The sequence below is a fragment of the Pseudomonas sp. Leaf58 genome (genome assembly GCF_003627215.1).
In the GTDB taxonomy this organism is placed as follows: domain Bacteria; phylum Pseudomonadota; class Gammaproteobacteria; order Pseudomonadales; family Pseudomonadaceae; genus Aquipseudomonas.
In genome coordinates, this window is the sequence record NZ_CP032677.1 from 941,047 (window position 1) to 953,270 (window position 12,224).

A 12,224-nucleotide genomic window follows, 5' to 3' on the forward strand; every position below is an offset into this window, starting at 1 on the left:
GGAATCCCAGAGACCAAAAAGCCCGCAGTTAGCGGGCTTCTTGGGTATTGCGTAGCCGTCCTTGGACGTCTATGTACACGTATTGGTGCCCCGAGGGAGACTCGAACTCCCACTCCTTTCGAAAACGGATTTTGAATCCGCCGCGTCTACCAATTCCGCCATCAGGGCTGTGGCGCGCAGTATAGAGACCTACCGCTAGTCGGTCAATCGGCTTTCATGGTCAATTTTCACACATTGGGCTAAACTTCCCGGCCCTGCCGAACCGAACTTCATCATGCGCGTCGCCGATTTTTCCTTCGAACTCCCCGATTCCCTGATCGCCCGCCACCCACTGGCCGAGCGCCATGGCAGCCGTCTGCTGGTCCTCGATGGGCCGAGCGGCGTGCTGGCGCATCAGAAATTTCCCGATCTGCTCGACTATCTGCGCCCCGGCGACCTGATGGTGTTCAACAACACCCGGGTAATCCCTGCGCGCTTGTTTGGCCAGAAGGCCTCCGGCGGCAAGCTGGAAGTGCTGGTCGAACGCGTGCTCGATAGCCACCGGGTACTGGCCCATGTACGTGCCAGCAAGGCGCCGAAAGTAGGCGCGGTCATCCTCATCGATGGCGGTGGCGAGGCCGAAATGGTCGCGCGCCACGACACGCTGTTCGAGCTGCGCTTCACCGAAGAGGTGCTGCCACTGCTCGACCGCGTCGGCCATATGCCGCTGCCGCCCTACATCGACCGCCCCGATGAGGGCGCCGACCGTGAACGCTACCAGACCGTGTACGCCGAGCGCGCCGGTGCGGTCGCCGCGCCGACCGCAGGCCTGCACTTCGACGAGGCGCTGCTGGAGAAAATCGCCGCCAAGGGCGTCGAGCGTGCCTTCGTCACCCTGCATGTAGGCGCGGGCACCTTCCAGCCGGTGCGGGTCGACAAGATCGAAGACCACCACATGCATAAAGAGTGGCTCGAAGTGGGCCAGGATGTGGTCGATGCCATTGAGGCCTGCCGCGCCCGTGGCGGTCGGGTGATCGCGGTCGGCACTACCAGCGTGCGTTCGCTGGAAAGCGCGGCGCGCGATGGCGTGCTCAAGGCCTTTAGTGGCGACACCGACATCTTCATCTACCCGGGGCGCCCGTTCCATGTGGTCGATGCCCTGGTCACCAACTTCCACCTGCCGGAGTCCACGCTGTTGATGCTGGTCTCGGCCTTCGCCGGCTACCCCGAGACCATGGCCGCCTACGCGGCGGCGGTCGAGCAGGGGTACCGCTTCTTCAGTTACGGTGATGCCATGTTCATCACCCGCAATCCGGCGCCACGCGGGCCCGAGGATCAAGCATGAGTCGCACCTGTCGAATGTCCTTCGAACTGCTGGCCACCGACGGCAAGGCCCGTCGTGGTCGCATCACCTTCCCACGGGGCACCGTGGAAACCCCGGCGTTCATGCCGGTGGGTACCTATGGCACGGTCAAGGGCATGCTGCCGCGCGATATCGAGGCCATCGGCGCCGAGATGATCCTGGGCAACACCTTCCACCTGTGGCTGCGTCCAGGTACCGAGGTGATCAAGAAGCACAATGGCCTGCACGACTTCATGCAATGGAAAGGCCCGATCCTCACCGATTCCGGTGGCTTCCAGGTGTTCAGCCTGGGTGCCATGCGCAAGATCAAGGAAGAGGGCGTGACCTTCGCCTCGCCGGTCGATGGTTCCAAAGTGTTCATGGGCCCGGAAGAGTCGATGCAGGTGCAGCGTGACCTGGGCTCGGACGTGGTAATGATCTTCGACGAGTGCACCCCGTACCCGGCCGAGCACGATGTGGCGCGCACCTCCATGGAGCTGTCGCTGCGCTGGGCCCAACGCTCGAAAAACGCCCACGCCGACAACACGGCGGCGCTGTTCGGTATTGTCCAGGGGGGCATGTACCAGGACTTGCGCATGCGCTCGCTGGAGGGCCTGGAAAACATCGGTTTCGACGGCCTGGCCATCGGCGGCCTGTCGGTGGGCGAGCCCAAGCACGAAATGATCAAGGTGCTGGACTACCTGCCGGGTCAGATGCCTGCTGACAAACCTCGTTACCTTATGGGGGTAGGCAAACCGGAAGATCTCGTTGAGGGTGTGCGCCGCGGCGTCGACATGTTCGACTGCGTGATGCCTACGCGTAACGCGCGCAACGGGCATCTGTTCGTCGATACAGGGGTGATCAAGATCCGCAATGCGTTCCATCGCCATGATGATTCGCCGCTGGACCCGACCTGTGACTGCTATACCTGCACCAACTTCTCGCGCGCCTATCTCCATCACCTGGACAAGTGCGGCGAAATGCTGAGCAGCATGCTGAATACCATCCACAACTTGCGCCATTACCAGCGCTTGATGGCCGGTTTACGCGAGGCTATTCAACAGGGTAAATTGGCCGCCTTTGTCGACGCCTTCTACGCCAAGCGCGGGCTGCCTGTGCCGCCCTTGGACTAACTGTCTGCATCCATTATTAGAAAATTACCTTAGGAGTGCCCAATGAGCTTCTTGATCCCCGCCGCATACGCGGACGCTGCTGCACCTGCCGCTGGCCCAGCCGGTACCGGCTTCGAGTGGATTTTCCTGGTCGGTTTCCTGGTCATCTTCTACCTGATGATCTGGCGCCCACAAGCCAAGCGTGCCAAAGAGCAGAAGAACCTGCTGGGCAACTTGCAGAAAGGTGATGAAGTTGTCACCAACGGCGGTATCGCCGGCAAGATCGTCAAGGTTTCCGATGATTTCGTGGTGCTGGAAGTTTCCGACACTGTCGAGCTGAAGTTCCAGAAGGGTGCCATCGCGGCTACCCTGCCAAAAGGTACGCTCAAGGCTATCTGAGTTACCGGTTTTATTTTCCAGTCGGGGCGCGCAACGCGCCCCGCGTCTTGAACGGGCGGCGTGATGCTGAACAAATACCCTCTGTGGAAATATGCACTGATCGTGCTGGTACTGGTGGTCGGTTTCATTTATTCCGCTCCCAACCTCTACCCGGATGATCCGGCGGTACAGATTAGTGGTGCCAGCTCGGCGCTGCAGGTGAACCAGGCCGACCTCGATCGCGTCAGCAAGGCGCTGGTCGATGCCAAGATTGCCGTCAAGGGCGCGAGCCTGGGTGAGAAGGGCAGCGGGCTGATCCGCCTGACCAATCAGGAAGACCAGCTGCCAGCCAAGGATGTAGTGCGCAAGGCACTGGGCGATGATTACGTCGTGGCCCTGAACCTCGCTCAGACTACCCCGCAATGGCTACGCAACCTCGGCGCAAGCCCAATGAAGCTGGGCCTGGACCTGTCCGGTGGTGTGCACTTCCTGCTGGAAGTGGACATGGACAAGGCCATGAGCGCCCGCATGAAAGTCTATGAAGGCGAGGTCAAGACCTTGCTGCGCAAAGAGCGCGTCCGCTACCGCAGCCTGCCGCAGCAGGATGGCGGCATCATGCTGGGCTTTGCAGACGATGCAACCCGCGAACAGGCACGTGCCCTGATCCGCAAGAATTTCAATGACTTCGAGCTGACCACCACCGAGCGCAACGAGCTCGCCGTGCTGCGTCTGGCGCTGACCCAGGCGAAAGTCGCCGAGATCCGCGAATACTCGATCAAGCAGAACCTCACCACCGTGCGCAACCGCGTGAACGAGCTGGGCGTGGCCGAGCCGCTGGTACAGCGCCAGGGCGCCAACCGCATCGTGGTCGAGCTGCCAGGCGTGCAGGACACTGCCGAAGCCAAACGTATTCTCGGTAAAACCGCCAACCTGGAGTTCCGCTTCGGTGCCGAGCCGGGCGCGTCCAAGGCCACTACCGAAGTGTTTGAGTTCCGTGAAGGCGGCCGCTCCGCTGCGGTCGAGCGCGGCCTGATTATCACCGGTGACCAGGTGACCGACGCCCAGGCCAGCTTTGACGAGCATGGCCGGCCACAAGTGAACATCCGCCTGGATGGCCACGGTGGCGAGCTGATGAGCCGCGCCACGCGTAGCAACGTTGGCCGCAGCATGGCGGTAATCTTCATTGAGCAAAAGCCGGTTACCCGCTACACCAAGCAGACCGTCAACGGCGTTGAGAAAGACGTTGCCGTGCAGAGCTTTGTGGAGGAGAAGAAAATCATCAGCCTGGCGACCATCCAGTCGCCGCTGGGCAGCCAGTTCCGCATCACCGGCTTGAACGGCCAGGGCGAATCGTCCGAGCTGGCCCTGCTGCTGCGTGCCGGTGGTCTGGCCGCGCCGATGTACTTCGCTGAAGAACGTACCATTGGCCCAAGCCTGGGTGCCGACAACATCACCAAGGGTATCGATGCGTCGCTGTGGGGCATGCTGTTCGTCTCGCTGTTCATCATCGCTATCTACCGCGGTTTCGGCGTGATCGCTACCGTCGCCCTGGCGGGCAACATGGTGTTGCTGCTGGCGCTGATGTCGCTGCTGGGTGCCACCCTGACCCTGCCGGGTATTGCCGGTATCGTGTTGACCATGGGTATGGCGGTGGACGCCAACGTGCTGATCTTCTCGCGTATTCGCGAAGAGCTGAATGCCGGCATGTCGGTGCAGCGCGCCATTCACGAAGGCTTCAACCGCGCCTACACCGCGATCATCGACGCCAACCTGACCAGCCTGCTGGTCGGCGGTATCCTGTTCGCCATGGGTACCGGCCCGGTCAAAGGCTTTGCGGTCACCATGTCCCTCGGGATTTTCACCTCGATGTTCACCGCCGTCATGGTGACCCGCGCAATGGTCAACCTGACCTGCGGCGGGCGTGACATCAAGAAGCTGTGGGTTTGAGGGAGCTGCGATGAAAACCATCAATTTCATGGGCGTGCGCAATGTCGCGTTCGCCATTACCGTGCTCCTCACCGTACTGGCGTTGTTCAGCTGGTGGCAGAAGGGCCTGAACTTTGGCCTGGACTTCACCGGCGGTACGCTGATCGAGCTGACCTACGAGCGCCCGGCCGACCTCCAGGCGGTGCGTGCCGAGCTGGTCGATTCCGGTTTCCATGAGGCCGTGGTGCAGAGCTTCGGCGCCACCACCGACCTGCTGGTGCGTATGCCGGGCGACGACCCGCAACTGGGCAACAAGGTGGCTGCAGCCCTGCAAAAGGCTGGCGGCGACAACCCGGCCACGCTCAAGCGTGTCGAGTTCGTCGGCCCGCAAGTGGGTGAAGAGCTGCGCGACCAGGGTGGCATGGGCATGCTGCTGGCCCTGGGCGGCATCCTTATCTACTTGGCGTTCCGCTTCCAGTGGAAGTTCGCCGTGGGCGCGATCGTTTCACTGGTCCACGACGTGGTGGTGACCCTGGGCATCTTGTCGTTCTTCCAGATCACCTTCGACCTGACGGTGCTGGCGGCAGTGTTGGCAATCATCGGCTACTCGCTGAACGACACCATCGTCGTGTTCGACCGGGTGCGTGAGAACTTCCGCGTCATGCGCAAGGCTTCGCTGATCGAGAACATCAACGTTTCCACCACCCAGACCCTGCTGCGTACCATCGCCACCTCGGTTTCGACCTTGCTGGCCATTGCCGCGCTGCTGTTCTTTGGTGGCGACAACCTGTTTGGCTTCTCGCTGGCACTGTTCATCGGCGTCATGGCTGGTACCTACTCGTCGATCTACATCGCCAACGTGGTATTGATCTGGCTGAACCTGAACAGTGAAGACCTGATCCCGCCGGTCAAGGCTGAGGGTGTTGACGAGCGTCCGTAAGGAATCGTCCTACGCCGTTTGGCGAATCAAAAGGCGCGAGTATTGAACTCGCGCCTTTTTTTTTGCTCCAAGGCAGGGAGAAGGCGGGCCAGGCCCCGCAGGTGCGATCAGGAGGTTCACGTGAATAAATCAATGCTGGTGGGTGCGGTGCTGGGTGCTGTCGGTGTAACTGCCGGAGGTGCTGTGGCGACCTACAGCTTGGTGAACAAAGGGCCTGAGTATGCCCAAGTCACCGACGTGCAGCCGATCAAGCAGCAGATCAAGACGCCGCGTGAGGTTTGCAAGGATGTGGCGGTGACCCGGCAGGCACCGGTCAAGGACCAGCATCAGATCGCCGGTACTGTAGTGGGTGCGCTGGCGGGTGGCCTGTTGGGTAACCAGATTGGTGGTGGTACCGGTAAAAAGATCGCCACGGTGGCCGGTGCGGTGGGTGGGGGTTATGCCGGTAACAAGGTGCAGGAAGGTATGCAAGAGCGTGACACCTATACCACCACGCAAACCCGTTGCACCACGGTCCATGACATCAGTGACAAGGTGGTCGGGTACAACGTCAAGTACACCCTGGGTGACAAGGCCGGGCAGGTGAAGATGGATCACGAGCCGGGGTCGACCATTCCCGTGGACAAGAATGGCAAACTGATCCTCAGCGAAGCCGAGCAATAGAGCCCGCGCAAGCCCTGGGTTTAGCTTCAGGCACAAAGAAAGCACCCCGCGGGGTGCTTTTTGTTGGCTGGCAATACGCGCTTTAGCGCTTCATGCTCTCTGGCAGGTGCGGCTGGATAGCAGTCAGCACGGCCTTGAAGCATTTGATGTTGCCCGCAACGATATGGCCCTTGTCGAGGAAGTCATGGCCGCCGTTGAAGTCACTTACCAAGCCACCGGCTTCCTGGATCAGCAGCACGCCAGCAGCCATGTCCCATTCGGACAGGCCCGACTCCCAGAAGGCGTCGAAGCGGCCGGCAGCCACGTAGGCCAGGTCGAGGCTGGCAGAGCCGGCGCGGCGGATGCCGGCGGTTTGGCCCGTCAGGGCGCGGAACATACCCAGGTAGTTGTCCATGTCAGCCATCTGGTTGTCACGGAACGGGAAACCGGTACCCAGCAGGGCGCCTTCCAGGCTGGTGCGCGAGCTGACACGCAGGCGGCGACCGTTGAGCTGGGCGCCACGGCCACGGCTGGCGGTGAATTCTTCTTGGCGAACCGGGTCGACGATCACGGCGTGCTCAAGGCGGCCACGGTATTTGCAGGCGATGCTTACCGCGAAATGCGGGATGCCGCGCAGGAAGTTGGTGGTGCCGTCCAGCGGGTCGATGACCCACAGGTAGTCCTTGCCTTCTTCGCCGGTGCCCGCGTGCATGCCGGTTTCTTCACCCTGAATAGAGTGGTTCGGGTAAGCCTTGCGCAGTGCGTCGACAATTTTTTGTTCGGCAGCGCGATCGACTTCAGAAACGTAATCCTTGGCCTCTTTCTCATCGACCTTGATAGTATCCAGGCGTTCGATGGAGCGGAAAATCAGTTCACTGGCGCTGCGAGCGGCGCGCAGGGCGATATTCAGCATAGGCTGCATGGGCGGGTCACCTGGAGATGTTAAAGAGGAAAGCCGGCCATTCTAGCAGAAATCTTTGAAGGCAGAAGTGTCACGTTCGCTTTCTTGGCGTTACGTCTGTCGGTTCTGTAAGATCGAAGGCCCTGATTCCTGCATCTGTGAGCACAACACCTTGCTGCAAAATATTCGTGTTGTTCTAGTCAATACCAGCCACCCCGGCAACATCGGCGGCGCTGCGCGTGCCATGAAAAACATGGGCTTGTCGCGTTTGGTGCTGGTGCAGCCGAAAGAGTTCCCCGCGGCGGATGCCAGTGCCCGTGCCTCGGGCGCCGACGATGTGCTGGACAGCGCCCAGGTGGTCGACAGCCTCGAGCAGGCGCTGGTCGGCTGTAATCTGGTGATGGGCACCAGCGCCCGCGAGCGCAGCATCCCCTGGCCGTTGATCGGCCCCCGCGAGTGCGGTGCCAAGGCGGTGGAGCATGCCAACGATGGCGAGGAGATCGCCCTGGTGTTCGGGCGCGAACACGCCGGCCTGACCAACGAAGAACTGCAGCGATGTCACTTCCACGTGCACATTCCCTCCAACCCCGATTTCAGCTCGCTGAACCTGGCTGCCGCCGTGCAGGTGCTCTCGTACGAGGTGCGCATGGCTTCGCTGGCTGCTGGTGAGGCGCCGGACAAAGTCGAGAAGGTTGACGCCAGTGAGCTGGCGACGATGGACGAAATGGAGCTGTTCTACGACCACCTGGAAAAAACCCTGGTGGGCATCGGCTTCCTCGACCCCGACAAGCCCAAGCACCTGATGCCGCGCCTGCGCCGGCTATATGGGCGGGTGGCGGTCGAGCGTACGGAAATGAGCATTTTGCGCGGCATCCTCACCGAGACCCAGAAAGTGGTCCGGGGCGAGCCGCATAAACGGAAGGACTGACAGATGTTCGAACGCCTGCGTGAAGATATTCAAAGCGTATTCCACCGCGACCCGGCTGCGCGTAACGCCTTCGAGGTGCTGACGTGCTACCCGGGTATGCATGCCATCTGGCTGCACCGCCTGGGCAATGCCCTGTGGAAGCGTGACTTCAAGTGGCTAGCCCGCTTGGTATCGAACTTCGGTCGCTGGCTGACCGGCATCGAGATCCACCCTGGTGCCACCATCGGTCGCCGTTTCTTCATCGACCATGGCATGGGCATCGTCATCGGTGAAACCGCTGAGATCGGCGACGATGTCACCCTTTACCAGGGGGTCACGCTGGGCGGCACCAGCTGGAACAAAGGCAAGCGCCATCCCACGCTGGAGGACGGCGTGGTGGTAGGGGCGGGGGCCAAGGTGCTAGGGCCGTTCACGGTCGGTGCCGGGGCCAAGATCGGCTCGAATGCGGTGGTGACCAAGGCGGTGCCAGCCGGCGCCACGGCGGTGGGCATCCCCGGGCGGATCATCGTCAAGAGTGAAGATAACGAGGTCGAGGCCAAGCGCAAGGCGATGGCCGAGAAAATCGGCTTCGATGCCTATGGTGTCAGCGGCGACATGCCCGACCCGGTGGCTCGCGCCATCGGCCAGATGCTCGACCACCTGCAGGCGGTCGACGAGCGGTTGGAGGGTATGTGCGGTGCCTTGACCAAGATGGGCAGCGACTATTGCGCCAAAGAGCTGCCGGCCTTGCCAGAGGACGCCTTTAAAGAGCTTGCCCAGGTGGCCCAGCGCGACACTCAGTCGCATTGATTGCGCCGCGTTGAAATCATAGTGACATACGGGGCGTGTGCGCACGCCCCTCGTCTGCTACAATCGCGCCGCCTCCCGAGTACAAACCCGACTAAAGCACTAGGTCTAATAGTTGACTTAAATGCTCGGGAATCGCATACTCGCACACATCCCGAAACTCCCGTGGTACCCAATAGCCATGCGACTGACTACCAAAGGCCGATACGCCGTGACCGCCATGCTCGACCTGGCGTTGCACGCGCAGCATGGGCCGGTGTCTTTGGCCGACATTTCCGAGCGCCAGGGCATATCCCTCTCTTATTTGGAACAGCTGTTCGCCAAGCTGCGCCGTAGCAGCCTGGTTTCCAGTGTGCGCGGTCCAGGCGGTGGTTATCAGCTGTCGCGGGGCATGGAAACCATCCAGGTGGCCCAGGTTATCGATGCGGTCAACGAATCGGTCGATGCCACCCGCTGCCAGGGCCTCGGGGACTGCCATGCCGGTGATACCTGCCTGACCCACCACCTGTGGTGCGACCTCAGCCAGCAGATCCATGAATTCCTCAGCGGCATCAGCCTGGCCGACCTCGTCATGCGCCGTGAGGTGCAGGAAGTCGCTCAGCGCCAGGACCTGCGTCGTGTCGCAGGCCGATCCGCCCAGCTGGACAAGATTGAGACGTCCGCCGTCGATTGATCCCCCTGGGACGACGAGCGACGCCACCGCCTGATAGGAGAGACAAATGAAGTTGCCGATCTACCTCGATTACTCCGCGACCACCCCGGTCGACCCGCGCGTGGCCCAGAAGATGGCCGACTGCCTGCTGGTTGACGGGAACTTCGGTAACCCGGCTTCGCGCTCCCACGTCTTTGGCTGGAAAGCCGAAGAAGCGGTTGAGAACGGTCGCCGTCAGGTTGCCGAACTGATCAACGCCGATCCGCGCGAAATCGTCTGGACCAGCGGTGCCACCGAGTCCGACAACCTCGCACTGAAAGGCGTCGCGCACTTCTATCAGACCAAGGGCAAGCACATCATCACCTCCAAGATCGAGCACAAGGCAGTGCTGGACACTGCTCGCCAGCTGGAGCGTGAAGGTTTCGAAGTCACCTACCTGGAACCGGGCGAAGACGGCATCGTTACCCCGGCCATGGTCGAGGCAGTGCTGCGCGACGACACCATCCTGGTCTCGCTGATGCACGTGAACAACGAAGTCGGCTCGATCAACGACATCGCCGCCATCGGTGAACTGACCCGTGCGCGCGGTGTGTTGTTCCACGTTGACGCCGCGCAGTCGGCCGGCAAGGTAGAAATCGACCTGCAAAAGCTGAAAGTCGACCTGATGTCGTTCTCGGCGCACAAGGTTTACGGCCCGAAGGGCATTGGCGCGCTGTACGTCAGCCGCAAGCCGCGCGTACGCCTGGAGGCCATCATTCACGGCGGTGGCCATGAGCGCGGCATGCGTTCGGGCACCCTGCCGACCCACCAGATCGTCGGTATGGGCGAAGCCTTCGCCATCGCCAAGCAGGAAATGGCCGCTGAAAACGCACGCATCAAGGCCCTGAGCGACCGCTTCTTCAAGCAGGTTTCGAACCTTGAAGAGCTGTACGTCAACGGCAGCCAGACCGCCCGCGTGCCACACAACCTGAACCTGAGCTTCAACTACGTCGAAGGCGAGTCGCTGCTGATGTCGCTGAAGGACATCGCTGTATCGTCCGGTTCGGCGTGCACCTCTGCGTCGCTCGAGCCGTCGTACGTACTGCGCGCTCTGGGCCGCAACGACGAGCTGGCGCACAGCTCGATCCGCTTCTCCTTCGGCCGCTTCACTACCGAAGAAGAAGTTGACTACGCCGCGCAGAAAGTCTGCGAGGCCGTAAACAAACTGCGTGAGCTGTCGCCGCTGTGGGACATGTACAAAGACGGCGTTGACATCTCCAAGATCGAGTGGGCCGCCCACTAAGCAGTCGCCGGCAAGAGCGGCTCCCTGATGAGGAAGGAATTGCACCATGGCATACAGTGAAAAGGTCATCGACCACTACGAAAACCCGCGCAACGTCGGCAAGATGAACGCCGAAGACCCGGATGTCGGTACCGGCATGGTCGGCGCTCCGGCCTGCGGTGACGTGATGCGCCTGCAGATCAAGGTCAACGAGCAGGGCGTTATCGAAGACGCCAAGTTCAAAACCTATGGCTGCGGTTCGGCCATCGCTTCCAGCTCCCTCGCCACTGAGTGGATGAAGGGCAAGACCCTGGACGAAGCCGAAACCATCAAGAACACCCAGTTGGCCGAAGAACTGGCGTTGCCGCCGGTCAAGATCCACTGCTCGGTACTCGCCGAAGATGCCATCAAGGCAGCTGTACGCGATTACAAGCAGAAGAAAGGCTTGATCTAAGCCGCCTGTTGCGAGGTAAGGAGTTCTGATGGCTATCAGCATGACAGAAGCCGCCGCCAACCACATTCGCCGCTCCCTTGATGGGCGCGGCAAAGGTGAGGGCATTCGCCTGGGCGTGCGCACCACCGGTTGCTCGGGCTTGGCCTACGTGCTGGAGTTCGTCGACGAACTGGCGGACGAGGACCAGGTGTTCGAGAACCATGGCGTCAAGGTGATCATCGATCCCAAGAGCCTGGTCTACCTCGACGGCACCGAGCTGGACTTTGTCAAGGAAGGGTTGAACGAAGGCTTCAAGTTCAACAACCCCAACGTGCGCGGTGAGTGTGGCTGCGGCGAAAGCTTCAACGTTTGAGGCTGAACTGTGGGTACTCTTTGTCACTACGCATTGTTTGACCTCCAGCCTAGCTTCCGCCTGGATCTAGACAAGCTGGCCACTCGCTATCGCGAGTTGGCCCGCGAAGTCCATCCCGATCGTTTTGCCGACGCCTCCGAGCGTGAGCAGCGCGTGGCACTGGAAAAGTCCGCAGCCCTCAACGACGCCTACCAGACCTTGCGCAGCGCGCCGCGTCGTGCCCGCTATTTGCTGGCCATTGGCGGCCACGAAGTGCCTCAGGAAGTCACCGTCCGCGACCCGGACTTTTTGATGCAGCAAATGCAGTGGCGTGAAGAACTGGAAGAGTTGCAGGACGAAGCCGACCTTGACGGTGTTGGTGTGTTCAAGAAGCGCCTGAAGGCTGCCCAAGACACGCTGAACGAGGACTTTGCCGCTTGCTGGGATGCCCCGGGTGAGCGGGAAAAGGCCGAACGCCTGATGCGCCGCATGCAGTTCCTCGACAAGCTCGCCCAAGAAGTGCGCCAACTGGAAGAGCGCCTCGACGATTAACCCGGTGCTGCCCGTGATGGCACCTAAGGTATTCAGATAA

Annotated in this window: 14 protein-coding genes and 1 tRNA gene; 13 read left to right on the plus strand and 2 right to left on the minus strand. The window is 61.2% G+C overall.

Annotated elements, in window-relative coordinates:
* Window positions 1-83: 83 nt before the first annotated feature.
* Window positions 84-168, minus strand: a tRNA-Leu gene (locus DV532_RS04405).
* A gap of 106 nt (window positions 169-274) precedes the next feature.
* Here DV532_RS04405 and queA point away from each other — a divergent pair.
* From queA to DV532_RS04435, 6 genes are all read left to right on the plus strand, one after another.
* Window positions 275-1,324 carry a tRNA preQ1(34) S-adenosylmethionine ribosyltransferase-isomerase QueA gene (queA, locus tag DV532_RS04410; protein WP_056795763.1) on the plus strand — a complete coding sequence of 350 codons (1,050 nt, stop codon included), beginning with the start codon at window positions 275-277 and terminating at the stop codon, window positions 1,322-1,324.
* A gap of 14 nt (window positions 1,325-1,338) precedes the next feature.
* Window positions 1,339-2,454 (plus strand): tRNA guanosine(34) transglycosylase Tgt, encoded by a 1,116-nt coding sequence (tgt, locus tag DV532_RS04415; protein WP_162241110.1) that lies wholly within the window; start codon window positions 1,339-1,341, stop codon window positions 2,452-2,454.
* A 42-nt stretch (window positions 2,455-2,496) separates the two neighbouring features.
* Window positions 2,497-2,832 carry a preprotein translocase subunit YajC gene (yajC, locus tag DV532_RS04420; RefSeq protein ID WP_056795769.1) on the plus strand — a complete coding sequence of 112 codons (336 nt, stop codon included), beginning with the start codon at window positions 2,497-2,499 and terminating at the stop codon, window positions 2,830-2,832.
* Window positions 2,833-2,895: 63 nt separating this feature from the next.
* Window positions 2,896-4,758 (plus strand): protein translocase subunit SecD, encoded by a 1,863-nt coding sequence (gene secD, locus DV532_RS04425; RefSeq protein WP_056795771.1) that lies wholly within the window; start codon window positions 2,896-2,898, stop codon window positions 4,756-4,758.
* 10 nt (window positions 4,759-4,768) lie between these two features.
* Window positions 4,769-5,677 (plus strand): protein translocase subunit SecF, encoded by a 909-nt coding sequence (gene secF / locus DV532_RS04430; protein ID WP_056795774.1) that lies wholly within the window; start codon window positions 4,769-4,771, stop codon window positions 5,675-5,677.
* Between the two features lie 120 nt (window positions 5,678-5,797).
* Window positions 5,798-6,340, plus strand: a complete 543-nt coding sequence (locus tag DV532_RS04435) for a glycine zipper 2TM domain-containing protein (RefSeq protein ID WP_056795777.1) — start codon at window positions 5,798-5,800, stop codon at window positions 6,338-6,340.
* Window positions 6,341-6,422: 82 nt separating this feature from the next.
* On the opposite strand, the gene suhB is transcribed toward DV532_RS04435, so the two are convergent.
* Complete coding sequence (suhB, locus tag DV532_RS04440) at window positions 6,423-7,241, minus strand: inositol-phosphate phosphatase (RefSeq protein WP_056795779.1); 819 nt, start codon at window positions 7,239-7,241, stop codon at window positions 6,423-6,425.
* 151 nt (window positions 7,242-7,392) lie between these two features.
* On the opposite strand from suhB, the gene trmJ reads away from it, so the two are divergent.
* From trmJ to hscB, 7 genes are all read left to right on the plus strand, one after another.
* Window positions 7,393-8,148 carry a tRNA (cytosine(32)/uridine(32)-2'-O)-methyltransferase TrmJ gene (gene trmJ / locus DV532_RS04445; RefSeq protein WP_056796709.1) on the plus strand — a complete coding sequence of 252 codons (756 nt, stop codon included), beginning with the start codon at window positions 7,393-7,395 and terminating at the stop codon, window positions 8,146-8,148.
* Window positions 8,149-8,151: 3 nt separating this feature from the next.
* Complete coding sequence (gene cysE, locus DV532_RS04450; protein WP_056795782.1) at window positions 8,152-8,937, plus strand: serine O-acetyltransferase; 786 nt, start codon at window positions 8,152-8,154, stop codon at window positions 8,935-8,937.
* 178 nt (window positions 8,938-9,115) lie between these two features.
* A complete protein-coding gene (gene iscR, locus DV532_RS04455) occupies window positions 9,116-9,607 on the plus strand; it encodes a Fe-S cluster assembly transcriptional regulator IscR (protein WP_042111731.1) in 492 nt (163 codons plus the stop codon).
* Between the two features lie 46 nt (window positions 9,608-9,653).
* The gene (locus tag DV532_RS04460) at window positions 9,654-10,868 is read left to right on the plus strand and encodes an IscS subfamily cysteine desulfurase (protein WP_056795784.1); all 1,215 of its coding nucleotides are present in this window, start codon (window positions 9,654-9,656) and stop codon (window positions 10,866-10,868) included.
* Window positions 10,869-10,914: 46 nt separating this feature from the next.
* Window positions 10,915-11,301, plus strand: coding sequence for a Fe-S cluster assembly scaffold IscU (gene iscU / locus DV532_RS04465; protein ID WP_003248539.1), 387 nt, complete (start codon window positions 10,915-10,917; stop codon window positions 11,299-11,301).
* Between the two features lie 28 nt (window positions 11,302-11,329).
* Complete coding sequence (gene iscA, locus DV532_RS04470; RefSeq protein WP_003248536.1) at window positions 11,330-11,653, plus strand: iron-sulfur cluster assembly protein IscA; 324 nt, start codon at window positions 11,330-11,332, stop codon at window positions 11,651-11,653.
* Window positions 11,654-11,662: 9 nt separating this feature from the next.
* Window positions 11,663-12,184: a co-chaperone HscB gene (gene hscB / locus DV532_RS04475; protein WP_056795787.1), complete on the plus strand. Its 522-nt coding sequence runs from the start codon at window positions 11,663-11,665 to the stop codon at window positions 12,182-12,184.
* The last annotated feature ends 40 nt before the right edge of the window (window positions 12,185-12,224 follow it).

What these genes read in the sequence shown, in the direction of transcription:
- suhB (WP_056795779.1), bottom strand. Translation starts at nt 7,241, where the DNA reads ATGCAGCCTATGCTGAATATCGCCCTGCGCGCCGCTCGCAGCGCCAGT.
- secD (WP_056795771.1), top strand. Translation starts at nt 2,896, where the DNA reads ATGCTGAACAAATACCCTCTGTGGAAATATGCACTGATCGTGCTGGTA.
- yajC (WP_056795769.1), top strand. Translation starts at nt 2,497, where the DNA reads ATGAGCTTCTTGATCCCCGCCGCATACGCGGACGCTGCTGCACCTGCC.
- cysE (WP_056795782.1), top strand. Translation starts at nt 8,152, where the DNA reads ATGTTCGAACGCCTGCGTGAAGATATTCAAAGCGTATTCCACCGCGAC.
- DV532_RS04460 (WP_056795784.1), top strand. Translation starts at nt 9,654, where the DNA reads ATGAAGTTGCCGATCTACCTCGATTACTCCGCGACCACCCCGGTCGAC.
- tgt (WP_162241110.1), top strand. Translation starts at nt 1,339, where the DNA reads ATGTCCTTCGAACTGCTGGCCACCGACGGCAAGGCCCGTCGTGGTCGC.
- queA (WP_056795763.1), top strand. Translation starts at nt 275, where the DNA reads ATGCGCGTCGCCGATTTTTCCTTCGAACTCCCCGATTCCCTGATCGCC.
- iscR (WP_042111731.1), top strand. Translation starts at nt 9,116, where the DNA reads ATGCGACTGACTACCAAAGGCCGATACGCCGTGACCGCCATGCTCGAC.
- iscU (WP_003248539.1), top strand. Translation starts at nt 10,915, where the DNA reads ATGGCATACAGTGAAAAGGTCATCGACCACTACGAAAACCCGCGCAAC.
- iscA (WP_003248536.1), top strand. Translation starts at nt 11,330, where the DNA reads ATGGCTATCAGCATGACAGAAGCCGCCGCCAACCACATTCGCCGCTCC.
- secF (WP_056795774.1), top strand. Translation starts at nt 4,769, where the DNA reads ATGAAAACCATCAATTTCATGGGCGTGCGCAATGTCGCGTTCGCCATT.